The organism is Bradyrhizobium sp. USDA 4501 (genome assembly GCF_054062115.1).
On record NZ_JBSSEX010000001.1, the window covers coordinates 7,069,466 to 7,090,385 of the forward strand.

Consider the following 20,920-nt stretch of genomic DNA (forward strand, 5'->3'; position numbering starts at 1 on the left):
TGGCCCAGGCTACCGCCGCGATCCCTGCCGCAGCGCCCACCCTGCTTATTGGCGGCCTTCTTCTTACCTGCCCCTGAGGGCCGGCTGGGCGTTTGCGCCTGGGCACTCAGGGGTTTGTACGAGATCACCGAACCCTGATATCGCCCAGGTAATTGCTCAGGGAGCAACATGACGGGCGCAAAGCTTAAAGGAATTTCTGACATGGCCACCGCGAACAAGTCCGAGAAGGACCGCGTCATCATTTTCGACACCACCTTGCGCGACGGCGAGCAGTGCCCCGGCGCCACCATGACCTTCGAGGAGAAGCTCGAGGTCGCCGAACTCCTGGACGACATGGGCGTCGATGTCATCGAGGCCGGCTTCCCGATCACCTCGGAAGGCGATTTCCAGGCGGTCAGCGAGATCGCCCGCCGCTCCAAGAACTCGGTCATCGCGGGCCTGTCCCGTGCCCATCCGGCCGACATCGACCGCTGCGCCGAAGCCGTGAAGTTCGCCCGCCGCGGCCGCGTCCACACCGTGATCGCGACCTCGCCGCTGCATATGCGGGTGAAGTTGAACAAGACCCCCGAGGAGGTCATCGAGACCTCGGTCGCGATGGTCGCCCGCGCCCGCAACCAGATCGACGACGTCGAATGGTCGGCCGAGGACGGCACCCGCAGCGAGATGGACTATCTGTGCCGGATCGTCGAAGCGGTGATCAAGGCCGGTGCCACCACGGTGAACATCCCCGACACCGTCGGCTACACGGTGCCGGAGGAATACACCCACTTCATGCGCACGCTGATCGAGCGCGTGCCGAACTCCGACAAGGCGATCTTCTCGGTGCATTGCCACAACGACCTCGGCATGGCGGTCGCGAACTCGCTGGCCGGCGTCGTCGGCGGCGCGCGGCAGGTCGAGTGCACCGTCAACGGTATCGGCGAGCGCGCCGGCAATGCCGCGCTGGAAGAGATCGTGATGGCGATCAATGTGCGGAACGACAAGTTTCCGTTCTGGAACAAGATCGACACCACGCAGCTCACCCGCGCCTCGAAGGTGGTGTCCGCGGCCACCTCGTTCCCGGTGCAGTACAACAAGGCAATCGTTGGCCGTAACGCGTTCGCGCATGAGAGCGGCATCCATCAGGACGGCGTGCTGAAGGACGCCTCGACCTACGAGATCATGCGGCCCGAGATGGTCGGCCTGAAGCAGTCCTCGCTGGTGCTCGGCAAGCATTCCGGCCGCCACGCCTTCATCCACAAGCTGGAGGAGATGGGCTACAAGCTCGGCGCCAACCAGCTGGAGGATGCCTTTACGCGGATGAAGGCGCTGGCCGACCGCAAGAAGGACATCTACGACGAGGACATCGAGGCGCTGGTCGACCAGGAGATGGCGGCCGCGCACGACCGCATCAAGCTGACCTCGCTGACCGTGATCGCCGGCACCCATGGCCCGCAGCGCGCGACCATGAAGCTCGACGTCGATGGCCAGATCAAGATCGAGGAGGCCGAGGGCAACGGCCCGGTCGATGCCGTCTTCAACTGCATCAAGCGCCTGGTGCCGCACGAGGCCAAGCTGGAGCTCTATCAGGTGCACGCGGTGACCGAAGGCACCGACGCGCAGGCCGAGGTCTCGGTGCGTCTGGCACATGAAGGTCGCTCGATGACGGCCCGCGCCGCCGATCCGGACACGCTGGTCGCCTCCGCAAAGGCCTATCTCGGCGCGCTGAACAAGATCGTGATGAAGCGCCAGCGCGACGTCCCGGCCAAGGCTGCGGGCTGACGAGCGCGGTCGACCGACAGGTTGAAACGCGGCGCCCTGGCGCCGCGTTTTTCGTTTGGGCGTGCAGATCTAGAGCGAGAGTCCTCCGTCATTGCGAGCGTAGCGAAGCAATCCATCTCTCCCATTCCTGATACATGGATTGCTTCGTCGCTTCGCGCCTCGCAATGACGGCGGTAGTTGGCCAGATTGGAATAAAATTAGACCATTTCGGTTACCGTTGGAATCATTTACCAATATTCCGCTCCATCCCGCATTGCTTTGGAATCTTCCGCGCCATCTCCAGCGCTACGCTGCGTTCTTTCCCGGGGAACGCCGTCCATGCCGATCTCCTCCATCGTGACAGACCTTCCGCGCGCCGCCACGCCGGCGGAGACCGCGCTGACGCGCCGGGTCGACCTGACAACGCTTCGCCTGTTCGTCGCGGTCTGCGACGAACAGAACCTCACCCGCGCCGCGCAGCGCGAGGGGATCGCGGCGTCGGCGGTGTCGAAGCGGATGAACGATTTCGAGCTGGCGTTCGGCGTTACGCTGTTCAAGCGGCTCGCCAAGGGCATGGCGCTGACGCCGGCGGGCGAGGCGCTGCTGCACCACGCCCGGGTGACGCTGCTCAATGTCGAGAAGATCGCGGTCGAGCTGTCGGAATATTCGCAAGGCGTGCGCGGCCATGTCCGCATGCTCGCCAATCTCTCGGCGATCGTGCAATACCTGCCCGAGGATCTCTCCGCCTTCTTCGCCGCGCATGAATTGCTCCGCGTCGATCTGCAGGAGCGGCCGAGCGGGCAGGTGGTGCGCGGCATCGAGGAGGGCGCGGCCGAGATCGGCATCTGCTCGGCCGAGGCCGACAGCCGCGCGCTCGAGGCCTTCCATTATCGCTACGACAATCTGGTGGTGGTGATGCGCGCCGACCATCGGCTGGCCGGCCGCGAGACATTGCTGTTCACCGAGACGCTCGATTTCGACCATATCGGCTTGCACACCGCGAGCTCGATCTATCTGCGCTCGCAATATGCGGCGACGCAAGCCGGCAAGGCGATGCGGCTGCGCATCAATGTACCCGGCTTCGATGCGGTCTGCCGCATGGTGCAGGCCAATATGGGGCTCGGGCTGATCCCCGACCGCGCCTTCGAGGTGGTCGGCGCCGGGATGGGCCTTCGTGCGATCCCGCTGCGCGACGATTGGGGACGGCGCGAGCTGAAGATCGTGGTCCGCGACACCGCGCATCTGTCGGCAACCAGCCGTATGATGCTGGACTATCTGCGGGCGGCGGAGGCGGGGAGCGTGGCGCGGATAGGCGTGGCGCAGGTGCGCTGAGCCGGATATTGCACCAGCCTCACGATCTCCCTGCAGAATCTTCATGCAGCCGGGGCCTTCCGGTTGCCGCTTCGCGGGTTAGGTAGTGGTACGATTCACTGCAGCGGAGTGCCGGCGCGCATGAATCGTGACGCCATTGGCCGTCCAGTGCATGCATCCGGGGCACTACACAGGGCAGGAGTGCGATGATGGCGGACACGATTTCCGGCATTCGAATCCCGGACAGCAAGATCGCGCGGGAGGCCGCCGAGTTGGTGCGGCAATATGAGACCGAGATGTTGTTCAATCACTCGGTCCGCGTGTTTGTGTTCGGCGCGCTCAAGGGCGCCAGGCAAAATCTGAAGTTCGACGCTGAACTGCTTTATGTTGCCGCGCTGTTTCATGATCTCGGCCTTGTCGAACATTTTCATACCGAGACCAAACGGTTTGAGGTCGACGGCGCCGATGCGGCGCGCAAATTTCTCAGGAGCCACGGCATCGCCGAGCCCAAAGCGGACCTGGTGTGGGAGGCGATCGCCTTGCACACCACGCCCGGCATTCCGCAATACATGCGGCCTGAAATCGCGCTCACCAATGCAGGCGTATTGGTCGATGCCGTCGGCGTCGGATACGATGACTATACCGCCGAGCAGCGCGACGGCGTCCTTGCCGCGTTTCCCCGCGGCGATTTCAAGAACGAGTTCATCGAGGTTCAGACCTGCTCGGCCCTGAAGAAGCCGCAGACCACGTTCGGCACCGTCAATTTCGACTTCGTCGCGGAGCGCGATCCCACATTTCACAGGCCGAACGCCTGCACCCGGATCCGCAACACGCCGTGGCCGAGCTGAGTGGGGCGGCGGACGTTAGAGCGTTTTCGAGCGAAGTGGACGCCGGTTCGCGTGAAGAAAACGCGTCAAAACAAGAATCTAGAGCTTCGGTTCTGATTCAATCAGAACCGATGCTCTATCCGCCGTCGAGCGCGGCGAGGCGGTCGGCTTCCGCGATGTCCTCGACGGTGTTGGCATTGAAGAACGGATCCAGCGGCTCGGTCGGCCACTCGACCGTTGCGAGCGGATAGCGCGCGGTCCAGCGGTCGATCTTGCGCACGTCCTCGACGACAAGCGCCTTGCGCAACTCGTTCCGCAAGCGGACGCTCCAGAGACCGATGACGGGATGCGTCTGCCCGCCGGATGAAGCGACCGCGAGCTCGGCATTCACGGCCGCGCGCGCTTGCTCCAGGCGCGTGACGAGGTCGCACGGCAGAAACGGACAGTCGCCCGCGGCGCTCAGCACCCATTGCGCATCCGGCCGGTTGGCGGCGGTCCAGTCGAGCGCGGCCAGGATGCCGGCGAGCGGACCGGGATAGTCGGCGACATCGTCGGCGACGACCGGAAGGCCGAACGCGGCGAAGCGCGCCGGGTCGCCATTGGCGTTGATGATCAGCCCACTGCATTGCGGAGCGAGACGGTCGATCACCCGTTGCAGAATGGTGCGGCCCGCGATCTTGCGCATCGGCTTGTCGCCGCCGCCCATCCGGCGCGCGAGGCCGCCGGCGAGCAGCACGCCCGGGATGCTAGTCCCCGGAATGTCAGTCATTGTCGGTCTCGCCCTTGCGCTTGTGACGCATCGATTCCTCTTCGACATAGTCGAGGTTCTGGTCGTAGACGATCCGCTCCTCACCGGACAGCGCGATGAAGCGCTTGCCGCGGGCGCGACCGACCAGCGTCAATCCGACCTGCCGCGCCAGATCGACGCCCCACGCCGTGAATCCGGAGCGCGAGACCAGGATCGGGATCCCCATCCGCACCGTCTTGATCACCATCTCCGAGGTCAGCCGGCCGGTGGTGTAGAGAATCTTGTCGGCCGGATCGACATTGTGCCGGTAGATCCAGCCCGCGATCTTGTCGACGGCATTATGCCGGCCGACATCCTCGGTGTAGCACACCGGCGTCGCCTCCTTGCACAGCACGCAGCCGTGAATGGCGCCGGCTTCCAGATAGAGCGAGGGCATCGTGTTGATGGTGTGCGTCATCCGGTAGAGCCAGGAGGTTCGCAGTTCGGCCTTCGGCAGCGCGACCTTCTCGACGGCTTCGAGCAGGTCGCCGAACGCCGTGCCCTGGGCGCAGCCCGAGGTCTGGGTGCGCTTCTTCAGCTTGGCCTCGAAATTGGTGTGGTGCGCGGTACGCACCACGACGACCTCGAGATCGTCGTCATATTCGACCTCGGTGACGACGTCGTCATATTTGAGCATGTTCTGGTTCAAGAGGTAGCCGAGCGCGAGGTATTCGGGGTAGTCGTTGATCGTCATCATCGTGACGATCTCCTGCGCGTTGAGGTACAGCGTCAGCGGCCGCTCGACCGGCACCTTGATCTCGGTCCGCGTGCCGGTCTGATCGACGCCGACCACGCGCTCCGTCAGGCGCGGATCGTCCGGATCAGGAACAATGATGGGAGCGGTGGTTTTCTCGGGCACTGCTTGACGTCCAGATGGGTTCACATGGCAACGCAGCTAGGGATATAAGCACGTTCGGAGACTGACTGGCGACTCTCCGCCGCGTCGCGGGAACTGCCATCGATCGGTCCGGCTTTAAGGATAACGCCGCAGTTCGCGATCCGGGTCGAACAAATCTTGTCGATGGCGAGGACTGAGGGAGATCATGGCGCAGCTTTCGGACGACTGCTTCGCATTCGGCGGACCGATGATGTCGGTCGATGAGGCCGTCGCGATCATCGCCGCGCGGGTCAAGCCTGTCGGCGAGACCGAAGCCGTTGCCCTGGTGGATGCGGACGGACGCATCCTGGCCGGCGACATTGTTGCGCCGCTTGCGCTGCCGCCGTTCAAGAATTCCGCCGTCGACGGCTACGCGGTATCCGGCGCGGACCTGCCGGCGAGCGGCGAGCGCGCGTTTCCCGTTGCCGGACGGGTGCAGGCGGGCGCGTCGGCGCAGCCGGCGCAGGCGGGCCAAGCGGTGCGGATCTTCACCGGCGCGCCGATGCCCGATGGCACCGACACCGTGTTCATGCAGGAAGACGTGCGGATCGACGATTCCGGGCGTGTGATCCTGCCGTCCGGCCTCAAGGTCGGCGCCAATGTGCGCCCCAGCGGCGAAGACATTCCGCGCGGCCACGTCGCGCTGGCGGCGGGCCGGCGGCTGCGCCCGCAGGATATCGCGGTCGCTGCGGCCTTTGGGCTCACCACGCTCGATGTGGTGCGGCGGCTTCGCGTCGGGGTGTTCTCGACCGGCGATGAACTGGCTGCGCCCGGCAGCGCGCGCACCGAAGCGCAACTGTTCGATTCCAACCGCTTCATGCTGATGGCGATGTTGCGGCGGCTCGGTTGCGAGGTCGGCGATCTCGGCATCCTGCGCGACGAGCGGGCCGAGCTCGCCGCGGCGCTCAAGCAGGTCGCGCGGCGCTACGACCTGATCCTGACCACCGGCGGGGTCTCGACCGGCGAAGAGGACCACGTCAGGGCCGGCATCGAGCAGGCGGGCTCGCTGGTGCTGTGGCGGATGGCGATCAAGCCCGGCCGCCCGGTGGCGATGGGAATCATCGACGGCACCCCGCTGATCGGCCTGCCCGGCAATCCGGTGGCGAGCTTCGTCACCTTCGTTCATGTCGTGCGGCCGACCGTGCTGGCGCTATCGGGCGCTGTGCCGTCCCCCTTGCTGTCGATGCCGGTGCGGGCGGCCTTCAGCTACAAGAAGAAGAGTGGGCGGCGCGAATATGTCCGCGTCTCGCTGCGACGGGCGACGGACGGTACGCTGGAAGCGAACAAGTTTCCTCGCGAGGGAGCCGGTCTGCTGTCGTCGCTGATCGAGACCGATGGACTGGTCGAACTCGGCGAGTCGGTGGTGCGGGTTGAACCTGGCGATGCCGTCGGCTTTCTCGGCTACGCCGACCTGCTGTGAGAGCTGAAACGCGGTCGGGACCGCGCAGCGCGACGGGTGCGCGATAGCAAAATCAGATCGCCCGATAGGCAAACATAAACAATGGCCTACGCGGCAACCCGACGCTGCTAGAGGCGTTCTAAAACTGCTTGCCTCTGGCATACCAGAGAATAGAGTTCGTCGAAGCAGTGCAATTCGCGCAAAGCGTGGTTCCCAAGGCGAGGCTTCATGAGTCGAGACGACGTTCACAAGGTTCGTGCGTTCGAGCATCCCGGACAGGGCAGGAAGCGAGCGAAGGCCACGCCCAAGGGACGCCAGGTCGACCCCGTGGCCGCCCATGAGATCGAGACGCTGCTCGGCGATCGTCCGAGGCGGCGCGACCTCCTGATCGAGTATCTGCATCTGATCCAGGACAAATACCATCAGATCTCGGCGGCGCATCTTGCCGCGCTCGCCGACGAGATGAAGCTGTCATTCGCCGAAGTGTTCGAGACCGCCACCTTCTACGCGCATTTCGACATCGTGAAGGAAGGCGAGGCTGACATCGCGCCGCTCACCGTACGTATCTGCGATTCGCTGACCTGCGCGATGCTCGGCGGCGAACAGCTGTTGAAGGATCTGCAGAACCGCGCCGGCCCCGGCATCCGCGTCGTGCGCGCACCGTGCGTCGGCCGCTGCGACACAGCGCCCGCTGCCGAGGTCGGCCACAACTTCGTCGATCATGCGACCGTCACCAATGTGCTGGCGGCGGCGAAGAGCGGCGACACCCATGTACACCTTCCGCCATATGTCGACTACGACGCCTATGTGGCGGGCGGCGGATACCAGCTGCTGGCGCGCCTGCGCTCGGGCGAGTTGCCGCGCGAAGACCTGCTGAAGGCGCTCGACGATGCGTCGCTGCGCGGCCTCGGCGGCGCCGGTTTTCCGACCGGCCGCAAGTGGCGCGCGGTGCTCGGCGAGCCCGGTCCGCGATTGATGGCGGTGAACGGCGACGAAGGCGAGCCCGGTACGTTCAAGGACCGCTATTATCTCGAGACCGATCCGCATCGTTTCCTCGAGGGCATGCTGATCGGCGCCCACGTGGTGGAGGCGCCGGAAGTCTACATCTATATCCGCGACGAGTACCCGGCCTGCCGCGACATCCTCGCGCGCGAGATCGCGAAGCTCCCACCGGGTGGTCCGACGCTGCATCTGCGGCGCGGCGCCGGCGCCTATATCTGCGGCGAGGAATCCTCGCTGCTGGAATCGATCGAGGGCAAGCGCGGCCTGCCGCGGCACAAGCCACCATATCCGTTCCAGGTCGGGCTGTTCGGCCTGCCGACGCTGATCAACAACATCGAGACGTTGTGGTGGGTGCGCGACATCGTCGAGAAGGGCGCCGATTGGTGGAAGAGCCACGGCCGCAACGAACGCCACGGCCTGCGCAGCTTCTCGGTGTCGGGACGCGTCAAGGATCCTGGCGTCAAGCTCGCTCCCGCCGGCATCACCCTGCGCGAGTTGATCGACGAGTTCTGCGGCGGCATGGCCGATGGCCATACCTTGCAGGCCTATCTGCCGGGCGGTGCATCCGGCGGCATCCTGCCGGCGTCGATGGACGACATCCCGCTCGATTTCGGCACGCTGGAGAAATATGGCTGCTTCATCGGCTCCGCCGCCGTGGTCGTGCTTTCGCAGGCCGATGACGTCAGGGACGCCGCGCTGAACCTGATGAAGTTCTTCGAGGACGAGAGCTGCGGGCAGTGCACGCCGTGCCGCGCCGGAACCGAGAAGGCGGCACTGTTGATGCAGCAGCCGGTCTGGAACAAGGAACTGCTCGACCAATTGAGCCAGGCGATGCGCGATGCGTCGATCTGTGGCCTCGGTCAGGCGGCCTCCAATCCGCTGACCTCAGTGATCAAATATTTTCCGGACGGCTTTCGTCCGCAGCAAGCCGCCGAGTAGGCGAGGCCGAGCAGACGAATTTCGACGAGGATTTGAATGAGCAACAATCAGAACTCAGGCCTGACGATTCAGTTCGAGCTCGACGGCCAGCAGGTCGAGGCGCGCGCCGGCGAGACGATCTGGCAGGTCGCCAAACGCCAGGGCACCGAGATCCCGCATCTGTGCTATTCGCCCGCGCCGGACTACAGGCCGGACGGCAACTGCCGCGCCTGCATGGTCGAAATCGAAGGCGAGCGCGTGCTGGCGGCGTCCTGCAAGCGGACGCCGACGGTCGGCATGAAGGTGAAGTCGGCCAGCCAGCGCGCCGTCGCGGCGCAGAAGATGGTGATGGAGCTGCTGGTGGCGGACCAGCCGGCGCGCGACACCTCGCACGATCCGGACTCGAAATTCTGGCACTGGGCCGAGAAGACCGGCGTGACCGAAAGCCGCTTTCCCGCCACTGAACGCTGGCATGCCGACACCAGTCATCCGGCGATGAGCGTCAATCTCGACGCCTGCATCCAGTGCGGCCTCTGCGTGCGGGCGTGCCGCGAGGTGCAGGTCAACGACGTGATCGGCATGGCCTACCGCAACCACGATGCCAAGATCGTGTTCGACTTCGACGATCCGATGGGCGAATCGACCTGCGTCGCCTGCGGCGAGTGCGTGCAGGCCTGTCCGACCGGCGCGCTGATGCCGGCGGTCATGCTCGACGACAAGCAGACCCGCGTCACTTATCCGGACAAGAAGGTGGATTCGCTGTGCCCGTATTGCGGCGTCGGCTGCCAGGTCACCTACCAGGTCAAGGACGAGAAGGTGATCTACGCGGAAGGCCGCGATGGTCCCGCCAATCACAACCGGCTCTGCGTCAAGGGCCGCTTCGGCTTCGACTACATCCATCACCCCAATCGCCTGACCAAGCCGCTGGTGCGGCTGCCCGGCGTCAAGAAGGATGCCAACGACCAGGTCGATCCGGCCAATCCTTACACCCATTTCCGCGAGGCATCCTGGGATGAGGCGCTCGATCTGGCCGCCGCGGGCCTGCGCAAGATCCGCGACGAGAAGGGCGCCAAGGCGCTGGCCGGCTTCGGCTCGGCCAAGGGCTCGAACGAGGAAGCCTATCTGTTCCAGAAGCTGGTGCGCACCGGCTTCGGCTCCAACAATGTCGATCACTGCACGCGGCTGTGTCACGCCTCGTCGGTGGCGGCGCTGTTCGAGGGATTGAGCTCAGGCGCGGTGTCGGCGCCGTTCGCGGCCGCGGCCGACGCCGAGGTGATCTGGGTGATCGGCGCCAATCCGACCGTGAACCATCCGGTCGCCGCCACCTACATCAAGAACGCCGCCAAGCGCGGCGCCAAGCTCTATGTGATGGACCCGCGCCGGCAGACGCTGTCGCGCCACGCCACGCAGCACCTGCAATTCAAACCGGGCAGCGACGTCGCGATGCTGAACGCGATGATCCACACGATCATCACGGAAGGCCTGACCGACGAGCAGTACATCGCCGGCTATACCGAGGGCTATGACGAGCTGAAGGCGAAGATCCATGAGTTCACGCCGGAGCGCATGTCCCAGATTTGCGGCATTCCGGCGGAGACGCTGCGCGAGGTCGCGCGCGCCTATGCCCGCGCCAAATCGTCGATCATCTTCTGGGGCATGGGCATCAGCCAGCACGTCCACGGCACCGACAATGCGCGCTGCCTGATCGCGCTCGCGCTGATCACCGGCCAGGTCGGCCGCCCCGGCACCGGGCTGCATCCGCTGCGCGGGCAGAACAACGTGCAGGGCGCCTCCGACGCCGGCCTGATCCCGATGTTCCTTCCGGACTACCAGCCGGTCGGCCGCGACGACATGCGCGGCGCCTTCGAGAAACTCTGGGGGCAGGAGCTCGATCCGGTGCGCGGCCTGACCGTGGTCGAGATCATGAATGCGATCCACGCCGGCGAAATCCACGGCATGTATGTCGAGGGCGAGAATCCCGCGATGTCCGATCCCGACCTGCAGCACGCGCGCGAGGCGCTGGCCAAGCTCGATCATCTCGTCGTGCAGGATCTGTTCGTCACAGAGACCGCGTTCCACGCCGACGTCATCCTGCCGGCCTCGGCGTTCGCCGAAAAGTCCGGCTCCTTCACCAATACCGACCGCCGCGTGCAGCTGGCGCGCGAGGTGATCAAGCCGCCGGGCGATGCAAGGCAGGATCTCTGGATCATCCAGGAGATCGGTAAGCGGATGGGACTGCCCTGGAACTATGCGGGGCCGGGCGAGGTCTTCACCGAGATGGCCGAGTTGATGCCGTCACTGAAGAACATCAGCTGGGACCGCCTGGTGCGCGAGGGCGCGGTGACCTATCCGGTCGACGATCCCGACAAGCCCGGCAACGAGATCATCTTCACCACCGGCTTCCCGACCGAAAGCGGCCGCGGCAGGATCGTGCCGGCCAAGGTGATCCCGCCGGACGAACTGCCCGACGACGAGTACCCGATGGTGCTGTCGACCGGCCGCGTGCTCGAACATTGGCACACCGGCTCGATGACGCGCCGTGCCCAGGTGCTGGACCAGATCGAGCCCGAAGCGGTCGCGTTCATGACCCCGAAGGACATGCACAAGAAGGGACTCGCGCCCGGCGACTTCATCCGTCTCGAGACGCGCCGCGGCGCGGTCGAGGTCAAGGTGCGTGCCGACCGCGACGTGCCCGAGAACATGGTCTTCATGCCGTTCTGCTACGCGGAAGCGGCGGCCAACCTGTTGACCAACCCGGCGCTCGACCCGTTCGGCAAGATTCCGGAGTTCAAGTTCTGCGCGGTCCGCGCCGAGAAGATCGATATCCGGACCGCGGCGGAATAGCGGTCCGGGGACGAAGCGCGGAAAGCCGCCCGCCGGCTACTCGCTCGCCCGACACAGCACCGCAAGCACCGTCGATCGACGTCCGCTCAGAGCGTAAGAGCCGGACGTCGCTGCGGCGTGGACCCATGTCGCCCTTTGCCCCAAAGCGGACCCGTTTGAGAGCCCGGAAGTTGCCATTTCCACGAGAACTCGCGTATGCATGACGTGCAGGATCGCAGTGTGAGAAATTCAGATGACGATAGAGCTGAGGGGCGCGAGAGGCGAGGGATTTGCGACGATTGCCGCTGATGGGCGCGTGCTGGATTCCTGGTTTCTTCAGCTGCGCCTGGTCGCGGAGGCCGACAAGACGGCAACGGTCCCTCTCACGAAGGACGAGGTCAGCAGATCGTTGGGCGAGTCGGCGGACGGATATGCGCGACACGACGACATTCGCAATGTCGACATCGTTCCAATCCGTACAGAAATTGGCTCCCTTGCATCTGCGCCGACGGACGTGCACGACGCGTATCTTCGACTCCATCTGCTGAGCCACCGGCTCGTCCGGCCGAATTGTCTGAACCTCGAGGGTGTTTTCGGTCTCTTACCTAACGTTGCCTGGACGACCCTCGGTCCCTGTGAGTGCTCCCGTGTACCGGACGCGCGAATGGAGGCACGAAAGCGTGCCCTCGCATTCGAGGTGACAGGCGTGGATAAGTTTCCGCGCATGACCGATTATGTGACGCCAGCGGACGTGAGAATTGCTGATGCGGATCGCGTAAGGCTCGGCGCCCACTTGGCCCCGGGCACAACCGTCATGCATGAAGGCTTTTGCAATTTTAACGCGGGTACGCTCGGTCCCTGCATGGTCGAAGGCCGGATCAGCGCCGGCGTGGTTGTGGGAAGCGGCAGCGACGTTGGTGGCGGAGCGTCGATCATGGGCACTCTGTCCGGAGGAGGGAAAGAGAGGATTACAGTCGGTGAGCGCTGCCTGATCGGAGCCAACGCCGGTATCGGCATTTCATTGGGTGACGATTGTATCGTCGAAGCGGGCTGTTATGTCACGGCAGGCGCGCGCATCCTTTTGGAAGATGGCCGAGTCCTGAAAGCCAAAGAACTCTCGGGCCAGAAGGGCCTGCTTTTTCGTCGGAATTCCCAGAGCGGCGCTCTTGAGGCAACCAAGCGTACGCCAAATTGGGACGGCCTCAACGCGCAACTTCACAGCTAGTGTCCCGAATCCGAAGTTCGCATCATTTGCCGCACCTTCGGAGCGAACTTCGGATTCGATAAGGACACTAGCAAACTTATGATTCTAGTGTGCTTTATGAATGCGAAGTTCGTGAAAGTGGCTGCCGCGAAATCGCACGAACTTCGCATTCAGCACACTAGTCCCCGTCCGTCAGGGGACGATCACCACTCGGATTGCGATCTGTTTGGCGCGATCGCTGTTCACCACCAGTATGGCCACCGCCACGCCTCATAGAGGCGCCACGACGACACCAGGGGCGGGGCGTATGGATCGACCCGGTCGTCTTCAGGGCGATATTGATATCGTGGAACAATATAATAGTCCCACGGAGTTGGCCTTATCACGGGCGTCGGGATAATGACCCTCCTTGGTTCATGAACGACTTGTGCCTTCCGCGCCCGGGCTTCAGCACCAGACGTCCCGAGGTTGCACAGCACGAGGGCCGCTCCGAGAGCGCACGCGACGGTCATTATCTTCATGCATCGGCCTCCTTTGCCTGAGAGTGCAAAAGGACTCAAATCAAGGCAAGCTAATTCGCTCTCGGCCGGCTTGAATGACAGCTTGTGGGGCCCGTAGCCGACCTTTGCTCAGAAGGGCCGCGCGGAAGCCGGAGCCCGCACCCATGATCGATATGAGTACGCGCCCCGGTTCGGCTCTAACTCGACAAGGTCTCAGTAGTCCCAGAACACCGGCACCCAACGGAAGGCGTCACCCTCGACCGCGACATGTCCGACGGACGGGAACGGCATATGCGTGGCAACCAGCAGCTCGCGGTTCGCCGCCAGTTCCCGCATCAGACTGATCCGGGCGCGGGCCGCCTCTTCGGGATCGTGCTCGAAGCCATTGTGCCATTCGGGGTGCTCGAACCCGACCGCGAATACGAGGTCACCGGCGAATGTCAGCCGGTCGCCGCCGGACGCCAGACGAACGACGCTGTGGCCGGGAGTGTGGCCGCCGCTGCGACGGACGACCACTCCGGGCGCCACCTCGTGCTCCTCGTCGAACAGCCGCAGCTGGCTCTGGTATTCCTTCCTGAACCGCTTGGCCGTCGCACGAAGCGCGTCGGGGAAACCCGGCGGCATCGAGACGCGGGAGAAATCGGGCGCCTCCCAGAACTTGACCTCGGCAGCCGCCACATGGATCCGCAGGTCCGGACGCAGCCGCTCCTTCACGCCCTCGACGAGCAGCCCGCCAACGTGGTCCATGTGCATGTGGGTCAGCACCACGTCGGTCACGGACCCAAGATCGATACCGGCCGCCTCCAGTCGCTTGACCGTCTGCCCGGCCTTCGGCAGGTGCAGGTCCGGGTCCGACCCCAGCCCGGCGTCGACGAGGATGGTTGTCCCGCCGCTTCGCACCACGACCACGTTCAGCGCCCAGTCGAACGCGTCCGGCGGCAGGAACATGTCGTCCAGCCAGGCCGCGCGGACGGCCGGCTCGGCATTGTGCGCCAGCATCTTGGTCGGCAGCGGCAGCACCCCGTCGCTGACGACCAGCACGTCGATCTCGCCGATCTTCAGCGCGTAGCGCGATGGCACCAACTCGTTTGGCCCCGGCTGACCGGCGTGCGAGACATTGTCGAGGTTCATGCTTGCTGAGTATTGCGGATCATCTGGTTCATCGTTGAAAACTCCTGCGTTCGATCCTGATGTTCGATCCCGGCGGGCCGCATTGTTTCCGCCCGTGGATTGGACATGGTGGTGATCTAACGGATCGGGTGGGGCGCCGCCCCAGAGTGGTTGCCGTCGCTGTAGAGCGATTGCTGCCAACGCATGCGGGCCGCCGCACGCGAGCGCTGGGGACGAAACGGGAGGCAGCAGGCCATCGCCATGCCCCTAGCCACGTGCGACACTTCGGATTGGCGAAGCCGGTTCAACTCAGGACTAATATCTCCTCGTCGAGACCCCGGAATACGAACGTTCGGAGCAATTCATGGCCAAGCATCGGATCTATACAACGAGCTTCGCAAGCGTTTACCCGCTCTATGTCGCGAAAGCGGAGAAGAAGGGACGCACCAAAGCGGAGGTTGATCAGGTGATCTCCTGGTTGACCGGCTACGGTTCGAAGGAGCTGGAAGCTCAGTTGGAAAAACAAACCGACTTCGAAACGTTCTTCGCAAAGGCGCCTGAAATGAATCCTTCGCGGGCCTTGATCAAGGGCATGGTGTGCGGTGTCAGGGTTGAGGAAATCAAAGAGCCGACCATGCGGGAAATTCGTTACCTGGATAAACTGATCGATGAGCTGGCGCGTGGAAAGGCCATGGATAAAATCCTGCGGAGGGAATGACGCCTGATCGACCGGATTCCGTTCGCCGGCGAGGCGACACCGGACGCTGGTGCGTCGCCCGCAATGACGAAAGGACCGGGGAGGGCCGCTACCACTGAGTTGCCCGACGGCGCAAGCCTTCGCAACAAAAATATTTCGCTTTATCCGAAACGTGGCTCGGTGTATGGTCTGCCCGTCTCACCCGACACGAGGGGCGCTTCGCGGTCGTCACGAACGTGGGTCGAGATGCGGTGGACGCCGATTGCGCAGTTGACGAACGTGCATGAGGCGGACGGTGAAGTCGTGTGGTCCTGACGCCCTAGCGGCAGGTGTCTTTTCCGATTGCGCAGTGCGCGTTGCGAAGACGGTGACAACCAAGCCCAGTCTCGCCGGGGAGAGCACGAAGTAAGCCGTAGCCCATCGCGCAGGGAAAGCCGGGTTGTTTCCGGTTACACCTGTGGTCCTACCCCCGAGCTTTCTACCCATTGCTCGGGGCCCATGGGTGCGATCGGCACCCGGCTTTCCCTGCGCCCTCTGCTTGAGGTGAGGGCGGAACAAGATGCAAAGCTCGGACGCAATGCGCCGCGAGACTGCGGAAGCATGAGCCACACGTGGTCCAACACATTCAGTGTCGTCTTGGCGTCAGTGTCGTCTTGGCGAAAGCCAGGACCCATTACCCCAAATGAGACTTGTTGCGCGATGCTGGGGCCACGACCTCGTTCACAATCAAATGCGGTGGTTATGGGCTTTCGCCAGGACGACAACGAAGAGTCACATCTGCAAGATTTGCCGCGGCGTATGGATCTCTGTTTTCGCAGGGCGACAGCCGGCAAGAAACACGCGCAGCATTCGCGCCCGGCGAACCCGCCATTGCCAAACCTCGCATTGACCTCATTGCCGTGGCCGGGCACAGCGTGCGGGCGGTGTCATTGAACGGTCGCAAGAGCCGAAGGGGATACCGCCGCATCGAATTTTGCAGTGCAGCAATGGTGCAATTGGCCCCTGCTAAAGGGGCAATGGCAATCGTCTTTGCTTGTCTGTAATGGTGCGACCGGATGTCTCGGGGCCGGTATTCGCGCTCCGCAATTACGCGGGAGGAAACATGCGTAAACTCATATTGGCTGCGGCGTCGATCGCGGCTTTGACCTTTGTCGGGCCTGCGGCGGCGCAGTCGCCGATCGTTCTCAAATTCAGCCACGTGGTGGCCTCGGATACGCCGAAGGGCAAGGCGGCCGACAAGTTCAAGGAACTCGCCGAGAAGTACACCGGCGGCAAGGTGAAGGTCGAGGTCTACCCGAACTCGACGCTTTACAAGGACAAGGAAGAGCTCGAGGCGCTGCAGCTCGGCGCGGTGCAGATGCTGGCGCCGTCAAACTCGAAGTTCGGCCCGATCGGCATCAAGGAATTCGAAGTCTTCGATCTGCCCTACATCCTGCCCGACCTGAAGTCGCTGCGGAAGGTCACCGACGGGCCGCTCGGCGCCCAGCTGCTCAAGAAGCTGGATTCCAAGGGCATGACCGGTCTCGCCTATTGGGACAACGGCTTCAAGCAGATGAGCGCGAACAAGAAGCTGGTCGCGCCCGCCGACTACAAGGGGCTCAAGTTCCGCATCCAGTCGTCGAAGGTGCTGGAAGCCCAGTTCCGCGCGCTCGGCGCGATCCCGCAGGTGATGGCATTCTCCGACGTCTACCAGGCGCTGCAGACCGGCGTGGTCGACGGCCAGGAGAACACCTGGTCGAACATCTACACCCAGAAAATGCATGAGGTGCAGAAGTACGCCACCGTCACCAATCACGGCTACATCGGCTACGTCGTGGTCGTGAACAAGAAGTTCTGGGACGGCCTGCCGGCCGATATCCGCGAGCAGCTCTCCAAGGCAATGAAGGAAGCCACCGAGTTCGGCAACAGCCAGTCGGCCAAGGAAAACGACGACGCGCTCGCCGAGATCAAGAAGGCCGGCAAGACCGAGATCGTCGCGTTGACGCCGGAGCAGGACGAGGCGATGCGCAAGGCGATGATGCCGGTCTACAAGGACGTGGCATCGCGCGTCGGCCAGCCGTTGATCGACGAATTCCTCAAGGAAACCGGCCGCAGCCCGATGAACTAGCTGCGATGCTTCGCCGCTGAGGCGATGCCAGACGAGCTCCCTCTCCCGGTTCTTGCAGGGAGAGGGTTGGGGTGAGGGGCCTTCTCCGCGAACGCGGCTCCAGATGTGCTCGCGGAAGCTCCCCCTCACCGGAAATTCAAGCTGCGCTTGAATTTCGACCTCTCCCCGCACGCGGCAGGGGTGTCCGGGGAAATTCAGGCATAGCGGAGCTCCATCTGGTCAGGTGAGATGGTTGATTTCCGACGGCTGGGGTTGATGGGCGGAGGTTTGTCGATGGCAGCGAGGGATCGACGCGTGAGCAGGAGCTGGCCGACCAGTTCGGCGAACCTGAGCGGGAGCATTTTGATGCAGTTGGTGTGAGCGGCGATGCGCAGCAGCAGGTAGGCAATCATCGCAGCGAGCACCTGAAGGCGGATCGCGTTGTCGTTGGCGCCGAGGAACTTGCGAATATCGAGATGCTGCTTGATCCAGCGGAACAGCAGCTCGATTTGCCATCGGCTCTTGTAGAGGGCGGCGATCTCGACGGCGCTACGGGCAAGGTCGTTGGTCAGGAGTGTGATCTTGCCGCCTTTCTCGCGTCTGATCTTGATGCGGCGGAGCGGGATTGGAAGGCGCGAATCGCCCTTGCTGGTGAGCTTCACCTCGTCATCGGCAAGGATTTCGAAGCCATCCCCGTTACGCTTGCGGATGGCGCGATGCCTGAGCGAGCGAAGACGGATGCTCGTCTTCGCCCGGGTAACGAAGAAAGCCTTGCTATCATTGATCTTCTGCCACCAGTCGAAACGGCAATAGCCCTTGTCAAACACATAGGTGGTGGCGGGCTGGATTGGGGTCTGTCGGCCGATCTCGATGTCATTGACGTTCGCGGCCGTCATCTCGACGCAGGTCGGGACATCGCTCCTTGGGTCGTAGACGACATGCAGCTTCATGCCGCGGATGCGGCCGTTCCACGTCGCCCAACTGCAGACCTTGCCGAGCGGGATCGGACTGGCGTCGATCAGACGCACCATCTCCATGCCTTCACTCCGCAGCTGGCGACGCGCCATCGCCGACAGCGCCGCAAAGGTTTGCGCGAAAATGCCGATCGGACGGCGGGCATTGGCATCGGACAACGTCGAGCGCGACAGCTTGCCGGTTCCCAAGTGATAGTGATGCTGCGAATTGGCGTTGAAGCCAGTCACCACCCCGCGCAGACTGCTGTTGCCGCTAAGCTGGGCATAGATCAGCGCCACCAGATGATCCCAGCTCCTGAACGACTTGTCGTAGGCATCCCCGTCCAGACGATCCACAACCGTCTGAAACTGCCGTCGATTGATCGGTTCAAGCAGCCTTCCAAAAATGCTACCGCGATATCGCATGCTCGGCCCTCTGTGTCTCGACAACCAGAAAAGACCGATTTGCCTCGGTCCTGCCGAGCATGCACCGCGACACAGTGAATCATTCCCCGGACACCCCTGCGCACGCGGGGCGAGGTAGATCGGAGGCAGCTCCGATCGACGGCAACAGTCACGCGGGACTTGAACCGCAAACATAGTGAACGCCGCGGCCGCGTGAGGTCGCGGCCAGGGTGCCGTGGCCGGTTGCGGCATCAGGCCATGACAGGGGAGATCAATGCTGCTTAAAATTCTGGACCGGCTCGAGGAAATCATCATCGCGAGCCTGATGGGGGCCGCGACGCTGCTGACCTTCGTCACGGTCGTGCACCGTTTTCTGGTCGACGTTCCCGTGCTCTATCCGTACCTGTTCGGCATCAATCTCGCCTGGTCGCAGGAACTCTGCATCTACATGTTCATCTGGATGGCGAAGTTCGGCGCCGCCTATGGCGTGCGCGCCGGCGTCCATGTCGGCGTCGACGTCCTGATCAACCGCCTCAACGATTTCTGGCGCAAGCGCACCATCACCTTCGGCCTGCTCGGCGGCGCGCTATTCACAGGGATCGTCGGCACCATGGGTGCCAAATTCGTGTTCGAATTGATGCATACCGACCAGGTCTCGCCGGATCTCGAGATCCCGAGCTGGATCGTCTACGCCTGCATCCCGCTCGGCTCCTATCTGATGTGCTTCCGCTTCCTGCAGGTGTGCTGGAATTACTGGTGGACCGACGACCTGCCGCACCATGACGCCTCCCATGTCGATGGCGTCGAGACCAGCAAGACCGCGCCCGTCGCGCTTGGAGAAGCGTGATGAGCGCCGCACTTATTTTCGGACTGCTGTTTGCCCTGATGCTGACGGGCATGCCGATCTCGATTTCGCTCGGCCTTACCGTGCTCACCTTCCTGTTCACCATGACCGAGGTGCCGATCGAGAGCGTCGGCCTGAAGCTGTTTTCGGGTCTCGACAATTTCGGCATCATGGCGATCCCGTTCTTCATCCTGGCGGGCACCTTCCTGACCCGCGGCGGCGTCGCGCGGCGCATGATCGCGTTCACCACCTCGCTGGTCGGACATCTGCCCGGCGGCCTTGGGCTGGCCGGCGTCGCGGCCTGCGCGATGTTCGCGGCGATCTCGGGCTCGAGCGTCGCCACCGTGGTTGCTATCGGCTCGATCATGATGCCGGCGATGGTCGATCACGGCTATCCGAAGCGGTTCGGCGTCGGCGTGATCTCGACCTCGGGCGCGCTCGGCATCCTGGTGCCGCCCTCGATCATCCTGGTGCTCTACGGCGTCTCCACCAACACCTCGATCGGCGCGCTGTTCATGGCCGGCATCGTGCCGGGCGTCGTGCTCGCGCTGATGCTGGCGGCGGTGACTTTCTTCGTCGCACAGCGCAACGGCTATCCGAAGATGCCACGCGCGACCATCGGCCAGCAGTTCACGGCGTTCCGCGAAAGCATCTGGGGCCTGCTGCTGATCGTGATCGTGCTCGGCGGCATCTATGGCGGCATCTTCACGCCGACCGAAGCCGCAGCGGTCGCCGCGACCTACGCCTTCTTCATCACCGTATTCGTCTACAAGGAGCTGAAGCTCTCCGAGGTGCCGAAGGTGCTGCTGCAGGCGGCGAGCATGAGCTCGATGCTGCTCTACATCATCACCAACGCGGTGCTGTTCTCGTTCCTGATGACGCACGAGCAGATCCCGCAGGAGATGGCGGCCTGGATCATCGACAAGAACTTCTCGGTCTGGATGTTCCTGCTCGTCGTCAACATCATCCTGCTGCTCGCCGGCAACGTGATGGATCCGTCGTCGATCCTCCTGATCATGGCGCCGATCCTGTTTCCGCTGGCGACCAAGCTCGGCGTGCACCCGGTGCATCTCGGCATCCTGATGATCGTCAACACCGAGGTCGGGCTGTGCCACCCGCCGGTCGGGCTCAACCTCTACATTGCGAGCAGTATCGCCAAGATGGGCATCAGCGAGATCACCATCTCGGTGTTGCCATGGCTGTGCGCGATGCTGGTGTTCCTCGGCCTGATCACCTACGTGCCGGAGATCTCGCTGTGGCTGCCGCGCTTGCTCGGCATGATCTAGCGCAAACAACAGACATCCAAAGCGCGACCTCGCGCCTTGGATGTTTCTGCGGTGCAATGAAAGCGGATTACATCTTGGTTACAGAGCTCTCTCTGTCCAATCCGTAAGTTGAAGGCGCGGGCGGGCGGCATCATCTTCGAGCAACCTTCAA

Annotated in this window: 14 protein-coding genes and 1 pseudogene; 11 read left to right on the plus strand and 4 right to left on the minus strand. The window is 63.5% G+C overall.

Annotation, left to right across the window (positions count from 1 at the left end):
• The first annotated feature begins 201 nt into the window (after positions 1 to 201).
• The 3 genes from ACVWZM_RS32565 (at position 202) to ACVWZM_RS32575 (ending at position 3,899) form a co-directional block, all read left to right on the plus strand.
• Positions 202 to 1,761, plus strand: a complete 1,560-nt coding sequence (locus ACVWZM_RS32565; RefSeq protein WP_038383406.1) for a 2-isopropylmalate synthase — start codon at positions 202 to 204, stop codon at positions 1,759 to 1,761.
• Between the two features lie 318 nt (positions 1,762 to 2,079).
• Positions 2,080 to 3,072, plus strand: a complete 993-nt coding sequence (locus ACVWZM_RS32570) for a LysR substrate-binding domain-containing protein (protein WP_456855588.1) — start codon at positions 2,080 to 2,082, stop codon at positions 3,070 to 3,072.
• Positions 3,073 to 3,260: 188 nt separating this feature from the next.
• Complete coding sequence (locus ACVWZM_RS32575) at positions 3,261 to 3,899, plus strand: HD domain-containing protein (protein WP_456856804.1); 639 nt, start codon at positions 3,261 to 3,263, stop codon at positions 3,897 to 3,899.
• A gap of 115 nt (positions 3,900 to 4,014) precedes the next feature.
• Here the strand turns inward: ACVWZM_RS32575 and mobA are convergent, their stop codons facing one another.
• Both mobA and ACVWZM_RS32585 read right to left on the minus strand, forming a co-directional pair.
• Positions 4,015 to 4,647, minus strand: a complete 633-nt coding sequence (mobA, locus tag ACVWZM_RS32580) for a molybdenum cofactor guanylyltransferase MobA (protein ID WP_057015079.1) — start codon at positions 4,645 to 4,647, stop codon at positions 4,015 to 4,017.
• Entirely contained in the window at positions 4,640 to 5,524 is an 885-nt protein-coding gene (locus ACVWZM_RS32585) for a formate dehydrogenase accessory sulfurtransferase FdhD (RefSeq protein WP_283069765.1), read from the minus strand. Before ACVWZM_RS32585 ends, mobA begins: the two co-directional genes overlap by 8 nt.
• Positions 5,525 to 5,708: 184 nt before the next feature.
• Between ACVWZM_RS32585 and ACVWZM_RS32590 the strand changes: the two genes are divergently transcribed.
• The 4 genes from ACVWZM_RS32590 to dapD all read left to right on the plus strand — a co-directional run bounded on the left by ACVWZM_RS32590 (position 5,709) and on the right by dapD (position 12,909).
• Complete coding sequence (locus ACVWZM_RS32590) at positions 5,709 to 6,962, plus strand: molybdopterin molybdotransferase MoeA (RefSeq protein ID WP_456855589.1); 1,254 nt, start codon at positions 5,709 to 5,711, stop codon at positions 6,960 to 6,962.
• A 207-nt stretch (positions 6,963 to 7,169) separates the two neighbouring features.
• Positions 7,170 to 8,882, plus strand: a complete 1,713-nt coding sequence (locus tag ACVWZM_RS32595) for an NADH-ubiquinone oxidoreductase-F iron-sulfur binding region domain-containing protein (protein WP_456855590.1) — start codon at positions 7,170 to 7,172, stop codon at positions 8,880 to 8,882.
• A 36-nt stretch (positions 8,883 to 8,918) separates the two neighbouring features.
• Positions 8,919 to 11,705, plus strand: a complete 2,787-nt coding sequence (gene fdhF, locus ACVWZM_RS32600; protein WP_456855591.1) for a formate dehydrogenase subunit alpha — start codon at positions 8,919 to 8,921, stop codon at positions 11,703 to 11,705.
• A 232-nt stretch (positions 11,706 to 11,937) separates the two neighbouring features.
• Entirely contained in the window at positions 11,938 to 12,909 is a 972-nt protein-coding gene (dapD, locus tag ACVWZM_RS32605) for a 2,3,4,5-tetrahydropyridine-2,6-dicarboxylate N-succinyltransferase (protein ID WP_253589664.1), read from the plus strand.
• Positions 12,910 to 13,601: 692 nt separating this feature from the next.
• On the opposite strand, the pseudogene ACVWZM_RS32610 reads toward dapD, so the two are convergent.
• Positions 13,602 to 14,551, minus strand: a pseudogene (locus ACVWZM_RS32610) (MBL fold metallo-hydrolase).
• A gap of 311 nt (positions 14,552 to 14,862) precedes the next feature.
• On the opposite strand from ACVWZM_RS32610, the gene ACVWZM_RS32615 reads away from it, so the two are divergent.
• Together ACVWZM_RS32615 and ACVWZM_RS32620 are read left to right on the plus strand one after the other, a co-directional pair.
• On the plus strand, positions 14,863 to 15,216 hold the full coding sequence (locus ACVWZM_RS32615) for a DUF2200 domain-containing protein (RefSeq protein ID WP_057020632.1): 354 nt from the start codon (positions 14,863 to 14,865) through the stop codon (positions 15,214 to 15,216).
• Between the two features lie 1,081 nt (positions 15,217 to 16,297).
• Positions 16,298 to 17,302: a TRAP transporter substrate-binding protein gene (locus ACVWZM_RS32620; RefSeq protein ID WP_028342401.1), complete on the plus strand. Its 1,005-nt coding sequence runs from the start codon at positions 16,298 to 16,300 to the stop codon at positions 17,300 to 17,302.
• Positions 17,303 to 17,496: 194 nt separating this feature from the next.
• On the opposite strand, the gene ACVWZM_RS32625 is transcribed toward ACVWZM_RS32620, so the two are convergent.
• Entirely contained in the window at positions 17,497 to 18,660 is a 1,164-nt protein-coding gene (locus tag ACVWZM_RS32625) for an IS4 family transposase (RefSeq protein ID WP_057015126.1), read from the minus strand.
• Positions 18,661 to 18,913: 253 nt separating this feature from the next.
• Between ACVWZM_RS32625 and ACVWZM_RS32630 the strand changes: the two genes are divergently transcribed.
• Both ACVWZM_RS32630 and ACVWZM_RS32635 read left to right on the plus strand, forming a co-directional pair.
• Entirely contained in the window at positions 18,914 to 19,486 is a 573-nt protein-coding gene (locus tag ACVWZM_RS32630; RefSeq protein ID WP_057020631.1) for a TRAP transporter small permease, read from the plus strand.
• On the plus strand, positions 19,486 to 20,769 hold the full coding sequence (locus tag ACVWZM_RS32635; protein WP_092090549.1) for a TRAP transporter large permease: 1,284 nt from the start codon (positions 19,486 to 19,488) through the stop codon (positions 20,767 to 20,769). The genes ACVWZM_RS32630 and ACVWZM_RS32635 overlap by 1 nt, the downstream gene beginning before the upstream one ends.
• Positions 20,770 to 20,920: the final 151 nt, after the last annotated feature.

Coding starts and splice junctions, on each gene's coding strand:
- ACVWZM_RS32565 (WP_038383406.1), top strand. CDS start 202: ATGGCCACCGCGAACAAGTCCGAGAAGGACCGCGTCATCATTTTCGAC.
- ACVWZM_RS32570 (WP_456855588.1), top strand. CDS start 2,080: ATGCCGATCTCCTCCATCGTGACAGACCTTCCGCGCGCCGCCACGCCG.
- ACVWZM_RS32575 (WP_456856804.1), top strand. CDS start 3,261: ATGGCGGACACGATTTCCGGCATTCGAATCCCGGACAGCAAGATCGCG.
- mobA (WP_057015079.1), bottom strand. CDS start 4,647: ATGACTGACATTCCGGGGACTAGCATCCCGGGCGTGCTGCTCGCCGGC.
- ACVWZM_RS32590 (WP_456855589.1), top strand. CDS start 5,709: ATGGCGCAGCTTTCGGACGACTGCTTCGCATTCGGCGGACCGATGATG.
- ACVWZM_RS32595 (WP_456855590.1), top strand. CDS start 7,170: ATGAGTCGAGACGACGTTCACAAGGTTCGTGCGTTCGAGCATCCCGGA.
- fdhF (WP_456855591.1), top strand. CDS start 8,919: ATGAGCAACAATCAGAACTCAGGCCTGACGATTCAGTTCGAGCTCGAC.
- dapD (WP_253589664.1), top strand. CDS start 11,938: ATGACGATAGAGCTGAGGGGCGCGAGAGGCGAGGGATTTGCGACGATT.
- ACVWZM_RS32615 (WP_057020632.1), top strand. CDS start 14,863: ATGGCCAAGCATCGGATCTATACAACGAGCTTCGCAAGCGTTTACCCG.
- ACVWZM_RS32620 (WP_028342401.1), top strand. CDS start 16,298: ATGCGTAAACTCATATTGGCTGCGGCGTCGATCGCGGCTTTGACCTTT.
- ACVWZM_RS32625 (WP_057015126.1), bottom strand. CDS start 18,660: ATGCGATATCGCGGTAGCATTTTTGGAAGGCTGCTTGAACCGATCAAT.
- ACVWZM_RS32630 (WP_057020631.1), top strand. CDS start 18,914: ATGCTGCTTAAAATTCTGGACCGGCTCGAGGAAATCATCATCGCGAGC.
- ACVWZM_RS32635 (WP_092090549.1), top strand. CDS start 19,486: ATGAGCGCCGCACTTATTTTCGGACTGCTGTTTGCCCTGATGCTGACG.